The 19,620-nt window shown below is 58.1% G+C and carries 18 protein-coding genes; 8 read left to right on the top strand and 10 right to left on the bottom strand.

From position 1 onward, the window contains the following. Positions 1 to 5: 5 nt before the first annotated feature. Both ACIPF8_RS01320 and ACIPF8_RS01315 read right to left on the bottom strand, forming a co-directional pair. The gene (locus ACIPF8_RS01320; protein WP_400416675.1) at positions 6 to 1,214 is read right to left on the bottom strand and encodes a PQQ-dependent sugar dehydrogenase; all 1,209 of its coding nucleotides are present in this window, start codon (positions 1,212 to 1,214) and stop codon (positions 6 to 8) included. After that, positions 1,184 to 1,498 carry a hypothetical protein gene (locus tag ACIPF8_RS01315; RefSeq protein WP_400416673.1) on the bottom strand — a complete coding sequence of 105 codons (315 nt, stop codon included), beginning with the start codon at positions 1,496 to 1,498 and terminating at the stop codon, positions 1,184 to 1,186. Before ACIPF8_RS01315 ends, ACIPF8_RS01320 begins: the two co-directional genes overlap by 31 nt. 261 nt (positions 1,499 to 1,759) lie before the next feature. Between ACIPF8_RS01315 and ACIPF8_RS01310 the strand changes: the two genes are divergently transcribed. Continuing rightward, positions 1,760 to 3,280: a carbohydrate-binding protein gene (locus tag ACIPF8_RS01310; protein WP_400416671.1), complete on the top strand. Its 1,521-nt coding sequence runs from the start codon at positions 1,760 to 1,762 to the stop codon at positions 3,278 to 3,280. A gap of 48 nt (positions 3,281 to 3,328) precedes the next feature. On the opposite strand, the gene msrA is transcribed toward ACIPF8_RS01310, so the two are convergent. Both msrA and ACIPF8_RS01300 read right to left on the bottom strand, forming a co-directional pair. Further along, positions 3,329 to 4,066: a peptide-methionine (S)-S-oxide reductase MsrA gene (gene msrA / locus ACIPF8_RS01305; RefSeq protein WP_400416669.1), complete on the bottom strand. Its 738-nt coding sequence runs from the start codon at positions 4,064 to 4,066 to the stop codon at positions 3,329 to 3,331. A 288-nt stretch (positions 4,067 to 4,354) separates the two neighbouring features. Continuing rightward, the gene (locus ACIPF8_RS01300; RefSeq protein WP_400416667.1) at positions 4,355 to 4,654 is read right to left on the bottom strand and encodes a hypothetical protein; all 300 of its coding nucleotides are present in this window, start codon (positions 4,652 to 4,654) and stop codon (positions 4,355 to 4,357) included. 297 nt (positions 4,655 to 4,951) lie between these two features. On the opposite strand from ACIPF8_RS01300, the gene ACIPF8_RS01295 reads away from it, so the two are divergent. Then, the gene (locus ACIPF8_RS01295) at positions 4,952 to 5,218 is read left to right on the top strand and encodes a DUF1488 family protein (protein ID WP_400416665.1); all 267 of its coding nucleotides are present in this window, start codon (positions 4,952 to 4,954) and stop codon (positions 5,216 to 5,218) included. Positions 5,219 to 5,365: 147 nt separating this feature from the next. Here ACIPF8_RS01295 and otsA read toward each other — a convergent pair whose 3' ends face one another. From otsA to ACIPF8_RS01275, 4 genes are all read right to left on the bottom strand, one after another. Continuing rightward, on the bottom strand, positions 5,366 to 6,742 hold the full coding sequence (otsA, locus tag ACIPF8_RS01290) for an alpha,alpha-trehalose-phosphate synthase (UDP-forming) (protein WP_400416663.1): 1,377 nt from the start codon (positions 6,740 to 6,742) through the stop codon (positions 5,366 to 5,368). Positions 6,743 to 6,809: 67 nt separating this feature from the next. Further along, entirely contained in the window at positions 6,810 to 8,660 is a 1,851-nt protein-coding gene (locus ACIPF8_RS01285; RefSeq protein ID WP_400416661.1) for a glycoside hydrolase family 15 protein, read from the bottom strand. Between the two features lie 18 nt (positions 8,661 to 8,678). Then, positions 8,679 to 9,413: a trehalose-phosphatase gene (gene otsB / locus ACIPF8_RS01280; RefSeq protein ID WP_400416659.1), complete on the bottom strand. Its 735-nt coding sequence runs from the start codon at positions 9,411 to 9,413 to the stop codon at positions 8,679 to 8,681. A gap of 142 nt (positions 9,414 to 9,555) precedes the next feature. Next, positions 9,556 to 9,774 (bottom strand): osmotically-inducible lipoprotein B, encoded by a 219-nt coding sequence (locus ACIPF8_RS01275; protein ID WP_400416657.1) that lies wholly within the window; start codon positions 9,772 to 9,774, stop codon positions 9,556 to 9,558. Positions 9,775 to 10,080: 306 nt separating this feature from the next. Here ACIPF8_RS01275 and ACIPF8_RS01270 point away from each other — a divergent pair, with 306 nt between their 5' ends. The 5 genes from ACIPF8_RS01270 (at position 10,081) to yjfF (ending at position 15,885) form a co-directional block, all read left to right on the top strand. Beyond that, positions 10,081 to 10,965 carry a Crp/Fnr family transcriptional regulator gene (locus tag ACIPF8_RS01270; protein WP_400416655.1) on the top strand — a complete coding sequence of 295 codons (885 nt, stop codon included), beginning with the start codon at positions 10,081 to 10,083 and terminating at the stop codon, positions 10,963 to 10,965. A 144-nt stretch (positions 10,966 to 11,109) separates the two neighbouring features. After that, on the top strand, positions 11,110 to 12,090 hold the full coding sequence (locus ACIPF8_RS01265) for an ABC transporter substrate-binding protein (RefSeq protein ID WP_400416653.1): 981 nt from the start codon (positions 11,110 to 11,112) through the stop codon (positions 12,088 to 12,090). A gap of 128 nt (positions 12,091 to 12,218) precedes the next feature. Beyond that, positions 12,219 to 13,760 carry a sugar ABC transporter ATP-binding protein gene (locus ACIPF8_RS01260; RefSeq protein ID WP_400416651.1) on the top strand — a complete coding sequence of 514 codons (1,542 nt, stop codon included), beginning with the start codon at positions 12,219 to 12,221 and terminating at the stop codon, positions 13,758 to 13,760. 95 nt (positions 13,761 to 13,855) lie between these two features. Then, a complete protein-coding gene (locus tag ACIPF8_RS01255; protein WP_400417006.1) occupies positions 13,856 to 14,884 on the top strand; it encodes an ABC transporter permease in 1,029 nt (342 codons plus the stop codon). Next, positions 14,881 to 15,885, top strand: a complete 1,005-nt coding sequence (gene yjfF / locus ACIPF8_RS01250; RefSeq protein WP_400416649.1) for a galactofuranose ABC transporter, permease protein YjfF — start codon at positions 14,881 to 14,883, stop codon at positions 15,883 to 15,885. Before ACIPF8_RS01255 ends, yjfF begins: the two co-directional genes overlap by 4 nt. Positions 15,886 to 15,897: 12 nt before the next feature. Here the strand turns inward: yjfF and ACIPF8_RS01245 are convergent, their stop codons facing one another. Beyond that, the gene (locus ACIPF8_RS01245; protein ID WP_400416648.1) at positions 15,898 to 16,926 is read right to left on the bottom strand and encodes an AraC family transcriptional regulator; all 1,029 of its coding nucleotides are present in this window, start codon (positions 16,924 to 16,926) and stop codon (positions 15,898 to 15,900) included. A gap of 98 nt (positions 16,927 to 17,024) precedes the next feature. Here ACIPF8_RS01245 and ACIPF8_RS01240 point away from each other — a divergent pair, with 98 nt between their 5' ends. Continuing rightward, positions 17,025 to 17,921: a sterol desaturase family protein gene (locus ACIPF8_RS01240; protein WP_400416646.1), complete on the top strand. Its 897-nt coding sequence runs from the start codon at positions 17,025 to 17,027 to the stop codon at positions 17,919 to 17,921. A 30-nt stretch (positions 17,922 to 17,951) separates the two neighbouring features. Here the strand turns inward: ACIPF8_RS01240 and pgm are convergent, their stop codons facing one another. Beyond that, positions 17,952 to 19,613 carry a phosphoglucomutase (alpha-D-glucose-1,6-bisphosphate-dependent) gene (gene pgm, locus ACIPF8_RS01235; protein WP_400416644.1) on the bottom strand — a complete coding sequence of 554 codons (1,662 nt, stop codon included), beginning with the start codon at positions 19,611 to 19,613 and terminating at the stop codon, positions 17,952 to 17,954. Positions 19,614 to 19,620: the final 7 nt, after the last annotated feature.

The following is a 19,620-nucleotide window of genomic DNA, read 5'->3' as shown; positions in this document are numbered from 1 at the left end:
GTCGGTCAGTTGGGAGCCAGACGCAGCAAGGTGCCGTTGCGGTCTTCGGTAATCACGATGCTACCGTCATCCAGTGTCGCCAACGCTACCGGCGCACCCATCGGATGCCCGCCAGACCGGAACTGCCATCCCGACACCACTTCCTGCGGTTCTCCCACAGGCAAGTAATTGGCATTCAGCGCCTGGCTAACCAGCCTGTGACCGGTATCCCGATAGCCGTGATAACCGATGATCAGGTGGCCAGCCAATGCCGGCATGCCTTTACCGTTGTAGATCAGCATGCCGAGCGGCGCAGCGTGGGCCGGCAGCAGCCGGCTTGGCGCGGTCTTTTTGCTGCAGTCAAAGCCGACATATTCGGGGCTCGCCTTCAGCATGTCGAAGCAATACGGCCAGCCGTAATCCGCACCGGCAACCAGCCAGCTCAGGGTGTCGTGCGGCAGCGCGGCGTCGGACAGCTTGGGGTCGGCTACATTGATATTGTCGCGCGAGTTGGTGGCGGCAATCACCTTGCCATCGGCACTGAGCGCCAAGGCCATGCTATTGCGCAAACCACGCGCGTGGACCGGCAAAGTGCGCGCATCCAGCGGCAGTTGGCCAGACGTCAGGTTTGCATGCAGCACGCTGGCGCGGGGTGGCGTCTCTGCAATTTCCGGGCAAGGCAGACTAGCCTTGCCGGGCTGGCTTTCGCAATTATCCGTCGCCGAGCCGACATTGATGTACAGCGAACCGTCGGCGCCAAGCACCATCGCTGACAGCGGATGACGGCCGGTAGAAGGCAGATTGACAACGACATCCTGCATGCTGCCGGCAATATCCTTGGCTGCCGGATCAACACGGACGATGCGTCCAACCATGCTGACCAGCAGACGCTTATCCGGCGTGGCAACAATCGCATTGGGCATATCCAGTTTGCTCAGCAAGACTTCCGGCTTCGCCCCCTTCTTCAGATTCAGGCGCAACAAGCGGCCATGCTTGTTGGTCCATCCGCCCATATCGAGCACATAGATATCCTCACCGATGGCCGCCACGCCGCGCGCGAAACCTAAGTGTTCAGCAACCAGGCCAACGCACAAGCCCTTGGCAACCGTCACATCGAGACGCGGAAAACCATCGCATGTGCCGGAGGTTTGATAGCTGTCTTTTGCGGAGGCGAATCCGCAGGCAAGCAGGAAACTGGCGCAAACTACCGTGCGCAGGAAAAGCGCTGATCGCATAAAAAGCCTTCAAAAATCAGTCTCGTCGCATCGGCAACGATGACCATTGTTGTGTAAACATGCCCTGTGGAGAAATGTTTGAAATATTGCCACACTCCTTGGTTGATCTGCGGTTTTTCAAATTCATCTGCTTCCCTCACGATTAATTCGAAACAGATTTCCCAAAATGAACGAATGACTGGCGTAAGACCACTCGGGGAAATCGGCAAAAGTGGTATCTGCCTGAACCGGCGCTGGACGTCGCCTTCAAGTGCTCCAACAACCTGTTTTTCTGTGACCGACAACAATGAGGATTTTAGATCAAACTAATTTCCAAGGGGAAATATTGAGCGAAAATTAATTCCTCCCCAGTGCGTTGTCCGTGCGAGTTCTACCTCGACGATCCGGACGCCACCTCACTGGTATTAGCACTCCGACAAATCCCCCAAACCACTTGACGCTCATTTTGAGCAGCCCCATTCTCAAGCGCAGCCTGGGGCCTGGGTGCTTGCCGTCCATCGTCCGACTTGCGTCTCAACCATCGTCATTCGATTCAGGAGAAATGCATGAAATCAAAAGTATATGGTGCCCTGTTGCTTGGCCTATCCGGCTGCATGCTCGTAGCTTGCAGCGATGGCGGCGGTACGTCAGACACGTCAGGAGCCAGCCAGAAACAGCTGGTCGCCAGCGCAAAAGCGAGCGCACCGGCTTGTGCGGCCGCTTGGGACGCCAGCGCGGTCTATGTCGGTGGCAATAGCGCCAGCTACAACAGCACGAATTACACGGCGAACTGGTGGACCCAGGGGAATAATCCGGCTACCGACAGCGGCAGCAGTGGCAGCGGCAAACCGTGGACGTCCACCGGCGCTTGTGGCAGCGGGACGCCAACACCGCCCGTCACTCCACCTGTCACGCCGCCCGTGACGCCGCCGACACCAGGCAGCACAGTCGGGACCATCAACTACCACCTGCTATTGGGCGCGGGTTCAGCGCAAGACCAGCTGGTCCTGGATGGCGGCAATTACAACGACCTGATCATGTCGAACATCATCGCCGGGGTCATGTACGGGCACCTGGTACAGGAATACTACCCAGGCCTGCAATTCCAGAAGGACTATCTGTACGGCTCGATCATGGGCCAACTGCTGCAGGAAAACATCGAGACCGGCTTGTACGTCAACACCGGCAGCCTCATCGATCCATCACCCGATCAACAGGCGGTGATGGGCGCCGGCCAGGGCGGTCCGTACCAGATCAACAATTATGCGGCCGACATGGTTTCCGGTTCCTACACGCCGGCGGGGCATTCGTTGATCAACTACGTCGCCATCCAGAAAAACATCGGCTACACCATGGCCACCGCGCCCCAGCAATATACGAAAGTGACGCCACCTTCGTTCAACAACAAATACTACGGCCCGATGCTGACCGCGTATTTCCACTACAACGATTTTGTGGCGTTGATCCTCACCGGCAAAGGTACCGGCGGCTGGGTCACGCCATGGCAACCGTACTACGACAATACGCTGGTCAATTTCACCACGCTGCCGAACAACTTCCTGGATGTGTTACTGAACGTCGCCTACAACCAGGGCTACTATGGCACCCTGATGACCAGCTACAGCAAATTGGGAGCAACGGCCACGGCCGCCACAGTAGCAGCAGTCAACTCTTACAGTTCCATTTGGGGCGTCACTGATACCTACCAGCAGTACCCTTATCAGGTGCGCTATTACCTCGATCAGCTCTACGGCAATCCGATCCCGACCACCAGCGCCACCACCTTTGCAACGCCGGCTAACCATGTCGTGTTCAACATTGCGACACTGGAAACGGTATTTGCCAATGTATTCCAGACTCTGGCGTATGTGAACAGCAGCGGTCAATCGGCATACATCACCACGGCACAGGCGCAAACCGCATTCAACAGCGCATTGGCAACCAGTGGCGTATCCGCCAGCGGCACGCTGGACCTGAGCAGCGCGACCGACCGGGCGCAGATATTCAGCGTCCTTGAAAATGCAATCGGCAACCTGGAAAGCAGCCTTGGCACCAAATTCAACGCCACCACCAACGTTCAGCTATAACGCCATAATCCCGTGCGGGACCGGTACAGGCCGGCCGCGCACGGAAGATCACCCTTTCACAAGGGCCGGCTGAACCCGGTAAAGCGCAGGGAAAAGGCGCTTCAAATTATCGACCTTGGGAAGATCGTTGACGACGATATACGGATAGTCCGGATGCAAGGTCAGGAAATTTTGGTGATAGGTCTCGGCCGGATAAAAGCCTTTGTAGGCTTCCACACGCGTTGCCAAGGCGCCGCCAAACACCTTGGCCCGGTCGAGTTGGCCAACATAGTCGCTTGCAATTTTGCGTTGTGCGTCATTCAGAGGAAATACGGCTGACCGGTATTGCGTGCCGCTATCCGGCCCCTGCCGATTCAATTCGGTTGGATCGTGCACGACCGAAAAGAATATCTGCAGCAACCTGCCGTAAGAAATCTGGGTTGGATCGTAGGTGATCTGCACTGATTCCGCGTGCCCTGTATCACCTTCGCTGACCCGCTCATACTGCGCTGTCGCGCGACTGCCACCGGTGTAGCCGGAGACCACATTGGTGACGCCCCGCACATGCTGAAACACACCCTGCACGCCCCAGAAGCAACCGCCTGCCAGCACCGCCGTTGCCGAATGCTCGCCAGCCGCTGCTTGCTCGTCGCTGACGGGTGGCGGCACCACCACGGCTTTTTCCGATGAGAATGCAAGACCTTGATTGAGCAACACGCCGATGGCAAGCACGGAGGTGGCGATAGCGGCAATCCGCCACTTTCTCCACGGCGATTGCCGCCCCACATTTTGTTGTCCGTTATGCATGATGACGAGCCCCTTCCAGGTAATTCACGGGAAATGCGTTAATTGGTCGAGACAAGCGCCTCGATACTGATGGTTAGTCAGCAAAGGCCGGCTTTCCTTACACCTATGTTGCGCCAATTCGTCGAGTTTCGTCGGCGCGACGAAACAGTCATGTTACGAATAGGTGGGTGGAGTTGGCATATCAGTGACAGATCAAGGAAAACGTAGGGAACTATTGAAGGCGAATCGGCCGGCAGAAATAAAGCAACCTGGCAGGCAATGAAGGCAATCTGGAAAGACTGGTCTGCATCACGGTTTGCAGCGCAACGCTTCGCCCACAACGGTGGCGCCGTCTTCCCAATTAGTCGATGAAGAGACCAGATAAAATCCGTTGCCGCCGGCGACAGCGGTTGCATTCAGTACTGACTTCATCGCATTACCGGCCTTGTCGGGGCCGACACGTTGGTTGATGGTGATGAGACGGATGAATTCGCAGCGCTGCTTCTCCGCATCCGAGACCAGCCTTACCGGCTTTGCCTCGGGAGCGAGCGGAACCGAGCAGCCGCAAAGAGCCGCAAGCATTGTCACAACAAGGGCTTGCTTCATCATTCATGTCTCCTGTCGCACAATCGTATTTGCCCCTGCGGCGGCGACGCACGGCGCTTCAGATGCAAAAGTGCTGGCTACCTAATCAACAAAAAAGTGCAATACAAATGCGCACTACAAATAAGCAATACAAACGCAACAAACAAATACATCCAAATTTGAACTTGCAAAATGGCGCCGCTGTCTTAGCTTCTAAATCTGTTGCTATCGACTGTCACTTCCATCGCCGACACGCCGATTTTGTTCTGCAATTGATCACGCCGCACGCCGTTTCCACCGCTCATCTCAGGAGAGAAGAAAATGCGCATTTCCTTTCTCGGATCGATAACCCACGATCCCGCTTCCGACAGCATCATCGTTCCAGTTGTGATCGACAACCATCTGGCCAAATGTAACGTGACCAAAGAATGCCTGGATAACAAGTTCTATGCCGGCCCACAGCCCGAAGACCGTCTGGCCACCTATCGCGGCCACAAGATCGAGATCCAGATGGCGCTTGCCCACAAGCTCAGGGTGACCAGGCATCGCAACGGCGTAGCGTTGCTGCCGACGGACTTCAACGACTAGGGCACGTAATCATTGTATGTGCTATCTCCTGCAAGCACGAGACCAGGTTGTTACATCGTATTCAATAGTTTCGCCCCGCGTTCGGGAGGACGAGGCAGCCGCCGTGACATTGCCCGTTTTCTGGCCAACCGATTAACGCTGCGCCTTTCAACGGATCCCTGCCAAGGTATCCAGGAATTGCCGGCACCACCAATGCACGTCGTATTTGCAGACATTCTCCAGCAAAGCGGCATGGCGCGCACGCCTCTCCTCCAGCGGCATTTGCAAGGCGCGCTGGATCGCCTGGGCGGTGCCGGGGATATCGTAGGGATTGACCAGCAAGGCATCTTTCAATTGCTCGGCAGCGCCGGCAAAACGGGATAGCACCAGCACGCCCGGATCACTCTCGTCTTGCGCAACCACAAACTCCTTGGCAACCAGGTTCATGCCGTCACGCAGCGGCGTGACCAAAGCGACATCGCAGGCGCGGTACAGGCCCGGCAAACGACGCCGGGCGATGGTGCGGTGAATGTAGCGCACCGGCATCCAGTCGAGATCGCCATAATTGCCGTTGATAGCGCCGCATAAACTTTCCAGTTCGTGCTGGATATCGACATACGCGTCGACGTCTTCCCGGCTCGGCGATGCCACCTGCAACAGCGTCGCGCTATGGCGGTTTTCCGGATACTCGCGCAGCAGTTCCCCGAATGCGCGAATGCGCTGCGGCAGCCCCTTGGAATAGTCCAGGCGATCGACGCCGATCAGCAGGCGTCGCCGCGAATACTCCTTGCGTGTGGTGTCAAAGGTGTCGCGCGCCTCACGTGCGAGGCCTAAACGCCGGAACTCGTCGACATCGATACCGATCGGAAAGGCGCCGGCCTGCACCGTGCTGTTGAATGCCCGAAACTGGCTGGCGCCAACCGGTTCGGCAGTGGCTTCGGCCTGAACATAATGAGAAAAATTCAATAAATCGGCTTCGCTCTGGAAACCGACCAGATCGTAGGCAAACAACGCCCGCATCAGCCATTCGTGGGAGGGAATCGCCGCCAGGATCTGCGGCGGTGGCAGCGGGATGTGCAAAAAGAAACCGATCCGATTGGTGCATCCCATCGCCCGCAATTCCGCAGCCAGTGGGATCAGGTGGTAGTCGTGGATCCAGATCAGGTCGTCTTCTTTCAGCAGCGGCGCCAGTTTGCGGGCAAACAGCCGATTGACGCGGCGATAGCCGCTCAGGTAGCCGGATTCCAGCTGCGCCAGATCCAGGCGATAGTGAAACACCGGCCACAGTACGCCGTTGGAATAGCCGCGATAGTAAGCATCGACATCTTCTTCCGACAAATCCAACTCGGCCAATGTCACCGCGCCGGCCGCATGCACATTCAACTTGCCCTCACCGGGCATGCCGTCCGGCACGGTCTTGCCGCTCCAGCCGAACCAGAGACCGCCGGTCTTTTTGAGGGTTTCGCCCAGCGCCACCGCCAGCCCTCCCGCTGCCGGCTTGCGCGGATCAGCGATACGGTTGGAGACTACAACCAGGCGTGACATAAGCAAGTTCCTTTTCCTTCCCGCAAGCAGACTGTGTGATGAAGAGCGTCGTTTCTGCCGTGACTATTCAAATCACGCTTTCCCACGGCGCGGAGAGCCGCATCGCACAATTGATGATGCCGACCATGGAGTACGTTTGCGGAAAGTTACCCCACATCTTGCCGGTCACCGGATGCGTGTCTTCCGACAGCAAACCGAGATGATTACGGACATCCAGCATCGCCTGGAAAATTTCACGCGCCTGTTCTTTGCGGCCGATCCGCGCCAGCGCATCGATGCGCCAGAAGGTGCAAATATTGAAGGCTGTTTCCGGTGGGCCGAAATCGTCCGGCGCTTCGTAGCGCCGCATATAGGGGCCATCGCACAAATACGTTTCGAGCGCGTCAACGGTAGAAATAAAACGCTGGTCGGTCGGCGCAATCAAGCCGACCTCTACCATCAGCAGTACGCTCGCATCGAGATCGCGGCCCCCAAAACTTTCCACGTATGCCTGGCGCTCCTCGTTCCAGGCTTCGCGCAGGATACGTTCGCCGATCACCGCTGCCCGTTCGCTCCAATAAGTGGCGCGTTCGGTGAGTTCGAGCTTGACGGCGATTTTTGCCAGGCGATCGCACGCCGCCCAGCTCATCAATGCCGATGAAGTGTGGATGCGGGAGCGCGTGCGCAACTCCCACATGCCGGCATCCGGTTGATCATAGAGCTTGTAGGCACTCTCGCCGACTGCCTCCAGATGCAGGAACTGCTCGATGCCGGCCGGATGATGCAGGCGGCTGTCATGGAAAGCCTGCGCGGCGCCAAGTACGATGTTGCCGTAGACGTCATGCTGGAAATGCTCGTAGGCTTGATTGCCAACGCGCACCGGGCCGTTATTATCGTAACCGGGCAGATGATCGACGATCTGTTCTGGCAGCGCCTCCTCCAGGCCGATGCCGTACAGCGGCTGGATATGCGAGCCACCGGCACGCACCACGATATTGCTGAGCCAGCGCAGATAATCCTCCATCGTGCCAAGCTCCGACAAACTGTTGAGCGCACGCACCACGAAAAATGCATCGCGCAACCAGCAATAGCGATAGTCCCAATTGCGTCCACTGCCCGGCGCTTCCGGGATGCTGGTGGTCATCGCCGCGATGATGGCGCCGGTATCTTCGTAGAGCGACAATTTGAGCGTTATTGCCGCACGAATCACGGCATCCTGCCACTCCAGCGGCGTCGCCAGGCTACGGCTCCAGTTGCGCCAATAAGCCAGCGTCTCTTGCTCCAGGCTACGCGCGGTATCATTGATGCCGCCACTCAGCGTGTCATCCGGCCCAAGGATGAAATTGTACGGACGGCCAATGACGAAGAAGGTTTCGTCCAGCAGATAACTGAGCGGCGCATCGGTATTCAGGCGCAGGGTCTGCTGCGGCCCGATGTAGCGCACATGATTGCTGCCGCGCGTAATGATCGGCGGCACGCGCCCCCAATCAAATTTAGGGCGTAGCAAGATGCGCAGACGCGGTGCGCCGGCCAAAGGCTGCACGCGCCGCACCAGGGTCAGCGGGTGGAAATAGCGGGCGCGGCTCAGGAAGCGTGGCGCAAAATCGGTAATCTCGACACCCTGCCCCAGCGTGTCGTACAAGCGGGTATGCAGCACTGCCGTGTTGGGTTCATACCATTGCTCGCTGTGTGAAAAATTCTCCAGCTCGAAACTCCACAGGCTGCCGTTTTCGCTAGGATCGAGCAAGGCGTTGAAGACCGGATCACCGTCGAAGCGCGGCAAGCAACACCAGACTATGCGTCCCAGTTTGTCGATCAGCGCGCTGAAGGAACAATTGCCGACAACCCCAAGATCAAGGGTCGAAGTGGATTGCGGAGCAGCACTCACGTTGGTGGTAACGGCGGCCGCAACCAGCGGTTCAATGGGGGGTTTTGTCATGGCTTCCCTTGTTTGACTTTATTTCTGTTTCTCCAGCGCTTCCAGCAGCATATTGCGTAGCGCATCGGGATTGGCAAGGCGCAAACGCGCCTGGCTCTGGCCTTCACCGACCTTGATGCCGACGCCGCCGGCCGACTGTACCCAGGAAAAGGCGCTTTCATCGGTGACGTCGTCACCGACATACACAGGACGTCTACCGGCAAACGGCGCCTCGCGCATGAACGCCGCGACCGCATCGCCTTTGTTGGCGTCTGCAGCGGTTGCTTCCACCACCATCTTGCCGTGCAATAGCTTGAAACCGTCCACTTGCATCAGCGCATTCGACATGACCTGCACGCAGGCTTGTTCCAGATGAGGCGCATGGCGGTAATGCAGCGCCACCGCACCGCGCTTGATTTCCAGCCGCAACCCGGGTTGCAGCTGGATGAACGAATCCAGAAGCGCCAGCAAGCGTCCGGTGTCAGGCACTTGCAATCTGGCGATGCTGCCATCGGCACGGCGTCGCTCGGCGCCATGCACACCCGCAGCCGGCAGAGACATTGGTGCGAGAAAGGAATCGATCTGTTCCAGCGGGCGTCCGCTGACAACAGCCAACGCGCCACCCGTAGCGCTTTGCAGGCGTTGCAATATCGTTATCAGGCCGGCTGGTAGTACGACACTTTCCGGCTGCGGGGCAAGATTAACCAAGGTCCCGTCAAAATCCAGAAACAACGCGTCAGCGACCAGGTCGTAGTAGTGATTTTGTGGAGGCATTCAGGTATGGCGGCTTTGAAGAAAATTAGTTCCATTTCTGGAATCGACGGGCGCGACCCGGCTGTTGCCGCCGCAACAACCAAGGCCGGCCGACATCCAACAGCTGAGATCGGACGCTTCGCCCTTGTGCTACACGGGCGAATTAGCGCTTGCCGGCCTCGTTGCCAATCACGCCGCCAACTGCTGCGCCGCCAACGGTGCCCAAGGCACTACCGCCGGTGAGAACAGCACCGCCGACTGCGCCGATGCCAGCACCGACCGCAGTGTCCTGCCCTCGCCTCGACATGCCGTCGCAGGCGCTCAAGCCAAACATCAGCAGGACGACTGCCGAACCCGTTAGAAATCTTTGCATGGTTTTCATTTTTTCACCTCTTTATCAAATGGTGACTTCAAATTACACGCGCTCCGTTCCCTTGTATGTTCGATAGGGCACATACGCTAGCGATCTTTCATGCGACTCGCGCCGTTAAAGATAACAACCGGATAACAACCGGATAACAACCGGCAGGATGTCGTTTAGTTAACCGTCGTGAAAATTGCCAATATGTCTACTTGAAAGTGTCGGCGCAATCCTACAGACGAATCAGGCATGCGCCGATGCCGCATTGCAGCACGTACGGTGATGATGAACCCATGGCACCACAGGACATCATCAAAGGAGACGGAGATGGCTTACGTACTGAATCGTTTTGAGGTTGAACGCGAGGACGCGGCAAATGACGTTGATACGCTGATTGCTGCCGACAAGGCAACCGACAACACACCCGAAAAGAAGACGGCCGGGGATTTGCAGGCTGGCTCTGAGAAGAAACTGGCAACGTTACGGATTGCTGGTTTGCACGGACATAACCCGTTGCAAAACCACTTGCTCGCTGCGCTGCCTGCCGAAGACTTCAAGCGCCTGCTGCCGCACCTGGAATTCATCGCGATGCCGCTTGGCATGACCGTATGTGAACCCGGCTGTGAAATGCATCATCTCTATTTTTTGACCAGCAGCATCGTATCGCTACTGCATGAGATGAAAGACGGCAGCTCGGCAGAAACCGCCGTCATCGGCAACGAAGGTGTGGCTGGCATCGCATTGTTCATGGGCGGCGGCAAGAACCAGAATCGCGCCACGGTCAAAAGCGCCGGATATGGTTTTCGTCTCAAGGCAAGCATTCTCACCGAAGAGTTCAACCGGGGAGGCGCCCTGCAACAACTGCTGCTGCGCTATACGCAGGCACTGATCTCGCAAATGTCGCAAACAGCGGTATGCAACCGGCACCACAGCGTGCCGCAGCAGTTGTGCCGTTCGCTGCTGCTGACGCTGGATCGGCTGCCAGGCAACGAAATCAGCGTCACGCAAAGCCTGATCGCCTCGATGCTTGGCGTGCGGCGCGAATCGGTTGCTGAAGCGGCGGCCAAATTGCAAAGCGATGGTTTGATCCAGTATGCGCGTGGGCACATGACCGTATTGAATCGATCCGGCCTGGAAGCTCGCGCCTGCGAATGCTACGGTGGTTTGAAGCAGGACTATGAGCATCTGCGCTCGCCTATCCACGCCTCTTGAGACGCTCGGTCTGCAACAGATATCCAAACATGTATTGCTGCTGTGAAAAATTTCATTGGATAGTTACTCGCATCCCTCCTAGTATGGTCCGCGCACATCCAAAAAAATACGTTTTGCTTATTAAAAAATTAACGGAGACAAGCAATGACCATCACACGCAGATCAATACTGAACACCGCCCTGAGTTTGGGCCTCGGATTAGGCCTCGGATTGGGAGCAGCTTCCAGCGCCTTTGCAGACAAACCGCTGGTTCTGGGATTTTCCCAGGTGGGCGCCGAAAGCGAATGGCGCACCGCGAATACCGCATCGATCAAGGATGCGGCAAAACAGGCAGGCGTGACACTGAAATTCGCCGATGCCCAGCAAAAGCAGGAAAACCAGGTCAAGGCGATCCGTTCTTTCATCGCCCAAAAGGTCGATGTGATTGCCTTTTCACCAGTAGTTGAATCCGGCTGGGACACCGTGCTACGCGAAGCAAAGGCCGCGAAAATCCCGGTTATCCTGACTGATCGCGCAGTCAATGTCAGCGACAAATCCCTGTACGTCACCTTCATCGGCTCCGATTTCGTTGAAGAAGGCCGCCGTGCCGGACGCTGGTTGCTGGAACGCGCCAAGACCATGCCTGCCGGCGACATCAACATCGTTGAATTGCAAGGCACCGTCGGCTCCGCCCCTGCCATCGATCGCAAGGCCGGCTTCGCCGAAACCATCGCTGCCAATCCGCACCTGAAGATCATCCGCTCGCAAACCGGTGATTTCACACGTGCCAAGGGCAAGGAAGTCATGGAAGCCTTCCTCAAGACCGATGGCAAAAAAATCAATGTCTTGTATGCACATAACGACGACATGGCAATCGGCGCGATCCAGGCCATCGAAGAAGCCGGCTTGAAACCGGGCGTCGACATCCTGGTGATCTCGGTCGACGGCGTCAAAGGCGCATTCGAGGCGATGATGGCTGGCAAACTCAATGTCACAGTCGAATGCAGCCCGCTGCTTGGGCCTCAACTGATGAAAGTCGCCAAGCAAGTGGTCGCCGGCGAAACCGTACCTAAGCGTATTACGACGGAAGAAGGCGTGTTCCCGGCAGAAGTCGCGGCCAAGGAATTCCCAAATCGCAAATACTAGGCACATACTAGTTTGAGCGCATACTGCGGCGAACGGATCAAACTGTTCGCCGCGATTTTCGTATCCGGGGAATTTGCATTCGCCGGGATTCAGTGCGGAAAACCGGGGATCGCAACGGCATGGCTACAATGGCAACAAACACTGCTCGACAAGCAGTAAACGGTGTCGCACCGACACTGGAATTGAACGGCATATACAAGGCATTTGGCGGCGTCAAAGCGCTGAGCGATGTGAGTTTGCGCCTTTACCCAGGCGAGGTGCATACGCTGATGGGGCAAAACGGCGCGGGCAAATCTACACTGATCAAGGTCTTGACTGGCGTCTATTCACCTGAGCGCGGCACGATACGCCTTAATGGCAGAGAGGTGCGCCCCACATCCACGCTGGAAGCGCAACACCTGGGCATCAGCACGGTCTATCAGGAAGTCAATCTCTGCCCCAACCTGTCGGTGGCGGAAAACATCTTTATCGGCCGCTACCCAACCAAATTCGGCGCCATCGACTGGAAAACCATGCAACGCCAGGCGCAAGACCTGCTGGCCGATTTGCAGATTCACATCGATGTCGCAGCACCGCTTTCCAGGTATCCGTTGGCGATCCAGCAAATGGTGGCGATTTCACGCGCACTGAGCGTTTCCGCCAAGGTCCTGATCCTCGACGAACCGACATCCAGCCTCGACGAAACCGAAGTACAACTGCTGTTCGGCGTCCTGCGCAAGTTGCGGGAACAAGGCATGGCAATCCTGTTTGTGACGCATTTCCTTGAGCAGACCTACGAGATCTCGGACCGCATTACCGTGTTGCGCAACGGCGTCCTGGAGGGTGAATATCGGGTGCATGAATTGACGCGCCTGGATCTGGTCAACAAAATGGTCGGCTCACAGATGCCGTCAGACGACCACGCGCCAGATACAGCAACAGGACCTGCCGACAACGCGGAAATCGTATTGCAGGCACGCGGACTGGGACGCAAAGGCATCCTCGCTCCGCTGGATATTGATCTACGTGCTGGTGAGGTATTCGGCCTGTGCGGCCTGCTCGGCTCCGGCCGTACAGAAACTGCGCGCCTGCTGTTTGGCGCCGACAAGGCAGATAGCGGCGCCATCAGCATCAAAGGCAAGCTGATCGGAAAATTCAACTCGCCGCGTGAGGCCATCGCCGCCGGCATCGGCTTTTGCTCCGAAGACCGCAAGCATGAAGGCGCCATACTGGAATTGTCCGTGCGCGAAAATATCATCCTCGGATTACAGGCGCGCGCCGGCTTGTTGCGGGTGATTCCGCGCAAACGACAACAGGCCATCGCCGCCGATTACGTGAAATGGCTGGGCATCAAAACTCCGGATATCGAAACGCCGATCAGTTCCCTCTCCGGTGGCAACCAGCAAAAGGCATTGCTGGCGCGCTGGCTGGCCACCGATCCGGCCATACTGATTCTCGACGAACCGACGCGCGGCATCGATGTCCGCGCCAAACAGGAGATCATGGACCACGTCATCGCCTTGTGCCGCAAGGGCATGGCGATTCTGTTCATCTCTTCCGAAATCTCTGAAGTATTACGCTGCAGCGATCGCATGCTGGTGCTGCGCGACCGTGAGCCTTGCGGCGAATATCTGCGCGGCGAACTCAACGACGACTCCGTGCTGCAAGTCATCGCGGGAGAATGCGCGTGAGTATTCCCATGCACCCCCAACCTATCTCCGAGGCTGAATTGAGCAGCGCTGCAAGCGACACCCCGCCATCATCTTCTCTTTCCCGCCTGTCGCACATGTTGCGGCATCCATTGATACGGCCGTTGGCGGCCCTGGCGCTGCTGCTGGTCATCGATTTCTTCATGGTCCCCGGATTTTTTCAGATGGAATGGAAGGACGGCCATCTGTACGGCAGCCTGATCGACATTATCAATCGCGCCGCGCCACTGATACTGACCGCACTCGGCATGACCTTGGTGATTGCCACGCGCGGCATCGACATTTCAGTCGGCGCGGTGGTGGCGATTTCCGGCACGGTAAGCGCGTTACTGATCGGCGGCAACCTCGAAATGCACAATGGCGTGCCGCAGTATGTCAGCCAGATCCCCATGGCCTGGGCCTTGGCCGCAGCCATGGGAGCGGCCATCCTGTGCGGCGTCTGGAACGGCTTCCTGGTAGCGACGCTGGGCCTGCAACCGATCATTGCCACACTGATCCTGATGGTCGGCGGCCGCGGCTTGGCGCAGCTACTTACCGATGGCCAGATCATCACGGTCTACTACAAGCCCTTCTTTTATCTCGGCAGCGGCTACCTGTTCGGATTGCCGTTCTCGCTGTTCATCGCCATCGGCGTGTTCCTGATCGTCGCGCTGTTGATGCGCAAGACCGCGCTGGGCCTGTTCATCCAGGCCGTCGGCATCAATCCGGTGGCGGCGCGGCTGGCCGGCATCAGGACTGCCGCGCTGATATTTTTCGTGTACATTTTTTGCAGCGCCTGCGCCGGCGTCGCCGGGTTATTAATCAGCTCCAACATCAAAAGCGCGGATGCCAACAATGCCGGCCTGCTGCTCGAACTGGATGCAATCCTGGCCGTCACGCTGGGCGGCACTTCCCTGGCCGGCGGCAAATTCAGCCTGGTCGGCAGCGTCATCGGCGCCTTGATCATCCAGACGCTCACCTACACGATTTATTCAATGGGCGTGCCGCCGGAAGTCAACATGGTGGTGAAGTCGATCGTGGTGTTTGCGGTATGCCTGTCGCAATCGCCGGAGTTTCGTCATCTTTGGAAGCGCATGTTTGGCGCCTCTGCGCAGGGAAAACAATGAAAATGCTACGTTCCTCGCTGTCGTCCCCCTACTTCACCTCGCTGGCGACGGTTGCCTTGCTGGTCCTGATGTTCGGCATGGGCTCTTTCGCCTACACCGGTTTCTTTTCCTTGCAGGTGGTATTGAATCTGCTGATCGACAATGCCTTCCTGCTGGTGATTGCAATCGGCATGACTTTCGTCATCCTGTCCGGCGGCATCGATTTGTCGGTCGGCTCGGTGCTGGCACTGACGACGATGATTTCGGCTTACCTGCTGCAATCCTGGCACTGGCCGCCGCTGCTGGTCATTGTCTGCGTGCTGTTGATCGGCAGCTGCTTCGGCGCCCTGATGGGTGCGCTGATCCATTTTTTCAAGCTACAGGCATTCATCGTGACACTGGCCGGCATGTTCCTGGCGCGCGGCCTGTGCTACCTGATCAGCATCAATTCAATCACCATCGATCAGCCGCTGTACGTAGAGTTGTCGCAGGCCCGGCTGGGCATTTTTGGCGCCTTCATCTCGCCCAGCGTGGTGATCGCCATGCTGACGCTGGCGCTGGCCATCTACCTCGCGCATTACACCCGCTTCGGCCGTGCCGTGTATGCCATCGGCGGCAACGAACAATCGGCGCTGCTGATGGGCTTGCCGGTTGGTCGCACCAAAGTGCTGGTGTACGCGTTCAGCGGTTTCTGTGCCGCCTTGGCGGGCGTCCTGTTCTCGTTCTACATGCTGTCCGGTTACGGCCTGCATGCGCAAGGAACTGAACTGGATGCGATTGCCGCCGTGGTGATCGGCGGCACATTGCTGAGCGGTGGTTACGGCTACGTGGCCGGCACCCTGACCGGCGTGTTGATACTCGGCGTGATCCAGACACTGATCGCGTTCGATGGCAGTTTGAGTTCGTGGTGGACCAAAATCGTCATCGGTGCGCTGCTGTTCATCTTCTGCGTCGCTCAACGCCTGATGTCCATGAGCGCAGGCGGGATTGGCTCGGCCACACCGGCATCCAAAGCGGCGTGACAAGCTAGCCGGCTATTCAAGGTGCAGCGCCTGTTGTCGATAACTGTTCGGAGCAAGCCCGGTCCAGCGCCGGAAAGCGCGGGTAAACGTGCTCTGTTCCGAATAGCCCAATAGTTGCGCGATTTCTGCCAGTTGCAAACGCGGATCGGCCAGGTAGTGTTCAGCCAGACGCTGCCGGATGTCTTCCCGCAGAGCCCGAAAATTCGTGCCGCCGGCTTCCAGCCGGCGATGCAGCGTGCGCGGTGAAACGTGCAGTTCGTTGGCCACCCGTTCGAGTTCCGGTTCGCCTGAACGGATCAGCCGTGCAACGCAACGCCGCACCGCCTGTTCAAAGTCATCGGTTGGCGGCAATTCCGCCAACAAGGCATCGGCCTGCTGTTCCAGTACTCGCATCAGGGTTGCATCCGGTTGACGCAGCGGCAACGCCAGCAAGGCCAGCGGAATCCGCACAGTGGTCGTTTCCCGCTCAAACAAGACCGGACAACCGAACCAGTCGCGATATGGGCTGGCATCGGCCGGCGCTGGATTGACAAAACAGACTTCGGTGGCAATGTTGCGACGCCCGGTGGCGTTGCGGGCAAACTGCAGCAGAGCCACTATCGCGCACTCATCGACCAGTGCGCCCGGACGGCCATTGTCGACACCCCATTCGAGCAGCAGATCGCCGCCTTGCACGCTGCTGCGCATCGGATTGACGTCGTACAGCAGGCGCTGGTACTGCTGCATGCGCGTCAGCGCGGCGCTCAGTTGCGGGCAAGCCAGCATCACATAGCCCATGACGCCGAAATGCGCCGGCGTAACGGTTTGCCCCAGATGCAGCCCCAGCAGAGGGTCGCCCAGATGATCGGCGGCGCGCTGCAGCAATGCCCGCCAGCGCTCCACCGGATAGCGCACCAGGCCGCGGTCCGCCGCTTCCGGCGCCGCCTCTCCCAGCAGGACGGCAGCATCCACACCCTGCTGCGCAAGGTATTCGTATAGCAGGCGCACGTAGGTGCTGGGGATCACTCCCCGTACATGCTGTTCCACTCTGGTTTCGCGCATGGCGAGAATTGTCAAATAGTTGTCGACGCCAGTCAAGCGCTGAAACGCCTTCCGCCCTAGAATTCCTGATATTGGCAATGACGATGGAGTACTGCATCATGATGGACTTGATTGCCTGGATGGAAACCACGTTCGGCGCGCATATCGAATGGAAGCAGGTCGTCCTGATCGGCATGACGCCGCTGTTCCTGGTCGGCTTCGCGATCGAATGGCAAGTCATGCGCAAGCGCGGCACGGCGCGGCAGTTTTATTTGAAAGACATCCTGACCAACCTGACCCTGGGCAGCAGCTACCAGCTGTTCGAGCTGGCGGTGCATGTCCTGTTCGTCGGCGCAGCGGTGTTCTGGTTCTGGCAGCATCGTTTCTTCACGATCCCGATCAATGCCTGGACCGTGCCGCTAATCTTCTTTGCCGTCGAATTCTGCTACTACTGGTTTCATCGCTGCAGCCATCGGGTACGCTGGTTCTGGACCGCGCACGTGGTGCACCACAGCGGCGAGCACATGAACATGACGACCGCCATGCGCCAGTCGGTGCTCTATCCGATCACCGGCTGGTGGCTGTTCTTCATGCCGCTGGTATTACTCGGCGTGCATCCGGCGGTGGTGTTCATACTGTATGCCTGCGATCTGGTGTATCAGTTCTTCATCCACACCGAAAGCGTCGGCAAGCTGCATCCGGTGCTCGAATACATCTTCGATACGCCCAGCAACCATCGCGCCCACCACGGCCGCAACGATTGCTACATAGACAAGAATTACGGTGGCGTGCTGATTATTTTCGATCGCCTGTTCGGCACCTATGTCGAGGAGCAGGAAGCGGTGGATTACGGCATCAAGCGCCAGGTGCACAGCCACAATCCGCTCACGCTAAATTTCCACGAATTCATCGACATGTGGAAAGATGTGGCCCGGCCTGGCAGCCTGATGCAGCGGCTGAAACATATCTGGGCGCCGCCGGAATACCAAAGGCCTACCGCCGCAGGCGGCGAATAGACACATGCACTTGTGACGCCGGCAGTTGGCTCAGCTCTTTACCGAACCGCCGCTACCGAGCGCAGCATCGACGATCGCTTGCGCCTCCGTCACAATGCGCGACAGATGCTCCTCGCCGTGCATGCTTTCAGCGTAAATTTTATAAATATCTTCGGTGCCGGATGGCCGCGCTGCGAACCAGCCGCCGTCGGTAACCACCTTCAAACCGCCGATAGGCGCATTATTGCCTGGTGCGTTGGTGAGGATATGTTGAATTTTTTCGCCGGCCAGCTCGCTGTAGTGAACCTGCTGCGGTGACAGTGCGGACAACATTTTCTTCTGCGCCGCCGTCGCGCTCGCCTCGACCCTAGTGCTGACAGGATCGCCAAGTTCGCTGGTCAACTGGCTGTAGAGTTGCCCGGGATCGTGCCCGGTGCGCGCCGTCATTTCGGCGGCGAGCAAGCCCGGTATCAAGCCATCTTTATCCGTGGTCCAGACCGAACCGTTCAATCGCAGGAAGGATGCCCCGGCGCTCTCCTCACCGCAAAAACCGAGCGATCCCTCGCGCAATCCTTCGGCGAACCACTTGAAGCCGGCAGGCGTCTCGTAGAGTTTGCGCTTCAGTCGCGCGCAGACCAGATCGATGATCTGGCTGCTGACCACGGTTTTACCAACGCCAGCATCCTTCGACCATTGCGGGCGATGCTGGAACAAATAATCAATCGCAACCGCGAGATAATGATTGGCCGGCAGCAGCCCAACGCTGTTGGCGACGATGCCATGACGGTCATGATCGGTATCGCAGGCAAAAGCAATGTCGTAGCGACCGTTCATGTCGATCAGGCGCTGCATCGCATACGAAGACGACGGGTCCATGCGGATACGGCCATCCCAGTCCACCGTCATGAAGCGGAAAGTGGGATCGACTTCACTGCTGACCACCGTCAAATTCAATTTGTACTGCTCGCCGATCCGCGCCCAATAATGGACGCCGGCGCCACCGAGCGGATCGACGCCAAGATGAATATTCGCTCCGCGGATCACCTCCATGTCGATGACCTGCTCAAGTTGATCCACGTAGCTGCCGAGATAATCGTAGCGATGCGTCGTCGCCAGCTTCAACGCCTTTTCAACAGGCATTCTTTTGACGCCATTCAGGCCCGCCGCCAGGTATTCGTTAGCCTTGGCCTCGATCCAGGCAGTAACCACGGTATCGGCGGCGCCGCCGTTCGGCGGGTTGTACTTGAAGCCGCCGCTTTCCGGCGGATTGTGCGAAGGCGTAATCACGATGCCGTCGGCCAGGCCGCTGCTGCGCCCACGGTTATGCGTGAGTATGGCGAGCGACACTGCCGGCGTCGGCGTATATTCATCGTCCAGCGACAGCATCACCTCGACGCCGTTGGCCGCCAGGACTTCCAGCGCGCTGGCGCTGGCCGGTACCGACAGCGCATGCGTATCGATCCCGAGGAACAGCGGGCCAGTGATGCCCTGCTCGGCACGATAAGCGCAAATGGCCTGGCTGATCGCCAGCACATGCCATTCGTTGAAGCTTGCCTCGAATGAAGTGCCGCGATGGCCCGAGGTGCCGAATGCCACCCGCTGCGCGGGCAGCGCCGGGTCCGGCACCTCGGTGTAATAGGCCGACACCAGCCTGGGTACATTCACCAGGATGGAGGATGGCGCCGGCTTGCCTGCTAGTGGACTGATAGCCATGGATACC

This window comes from Collimonas sp. NPDC087041 (assembly GCF_044745265.1).
Classification (GTDB): Bacteria; Pseudomonadota; Gammaproteobacteria; order Burkholderiales; family Burkholderiaceae_D; genus Collimonas.
The sequence above is the reverse complement of the archived record's forward strand: the minus strand, read 5'-3'. Positions and strand labels throughout refer to the sequence as shown.

Excerpts from the sequence above, each read along its gene's own strand:
- yjfF (WP_400416649.1), top strand. The coding sequence starts at position 14,881 with ATGAAAATGCTACGTTCCTCGCTGTCGTCCCCCTACTTCACCTCGCTG.
- ACIPF8_RS01310 (WP_400416671.1), top strand. The coding sequence starts at position 1,760 with ATGAAATCAAAAGTATATGGTGCCCTGTTGCTTGGCCTATCCGGCTGC.
- ACIPF8_RS01275 (WP_400416657.1), bottom strand. The coding sequence starts at position 9,774 with ATGAAAACCATGCAAAGATTTCTAACGGGTTCGGCAGTCGTCCTGCTG.
- ACIPF8_RS01260 (WP_400416651.1), top strand. The coding sequence starts at position 12,219 with ATGGCAACAAACACTGCTCGACAAGCAGTAAACGGTGTCGCACCGACA.
- ACIPF8_RS01285 (WP_400416661.1), bottom strand. The coding sequence starts at position 8,660 with ATGACAAAACCCCCCATTGAACCGCTGGTTGCGGCCGCCGTTACCACC.
- msrA (WP_400416669.1), bottom strand. The coding sequence starts at position 4,066 with ATGCATAACGGACAACAAAATGTGGGGCGGCAATCGCCGTGGAGAAAG.
- ACIPF8_RS01245 (WP_400416648.1), bottom strand. The coding sequence starts at position 16,926 with ATGCGCGAAACCAGAGTGGAACAGCATGTACGGGGAGTGATCCCCAGC.
- pgm (WP_400416644.1), bottom strand. The coding sequence starts at position 19,613 with ATGGCTATCAGTCCACTAGCAGGCAAGCCGGCGCCATCCTCCATCCTG.
- ACIPF8_RS01265 (WP_400416653.1), top strand. The coding sequence starts at position 11,110 with ATGACCATCACACGCAGATCAATACTGAACACCGCCCTGAGTTTGGGC.
- otsA (WP_400416663.1), bottom strand. The coding sequence starts at position 6,742 with ATGTCACGCCTGGTTGTAGTCTCCAACCGTATCGCTGATCCGCGCAAG.
- ACIPF8_RS01240 (WP_400416646.1), top strand. The coding sequence starts at position 17,025 with ATGATGGACTTGATTGCCTGGATGGAAACCACGTTCGGCGCGCATATC.
- ACIPF8_RS01295 (WP_400416665.1), top strand. The coding sequence starts at position 4,952 with ATGCGCATTTCCTTTCTCGGATCGATAACCCACGATCCCGCTTCCGAC.
- ACIPF8_RS01255 (WP_400417006.1), top strand. The coding sequence starts at position 13,856 with ATGTTGCGGCATCCATTGATACGGCCGTTGGCGGCCCTGGCGCTGCTG.
- ACIPF8_RS01270 (WP_400416655.1), top strand. The coding sequence starts at position 10,081 with ATGGCTTACGTACTGAATCGTTTTGAGGTTGAACGCGAGGACGCGGCA.
- otsB (WP_400416659.1), bottom strand. The coding sequence starts at position 9,413 with ATGCCTCCACAAAATCACTACTACGACCTGGTCGCTGACGCGTTGTTT.
- ACIPF8_RS01300 (WP_400416667.1), bottom strand. The coding sequence starts at position 4,654 with ATGATGAAGCAAGCCCTTGTTGTGACAATGCTTGCGGCTCTTTGCGGC.
- ACIPF8_RS01320 (WP_400416675.1), bottom strand. The coding sequence starts at position 1,214 with ATGCGATCAGCGCTTTTCCTGCGCACGGTAGTTTGCGCCAGTTTCCTG.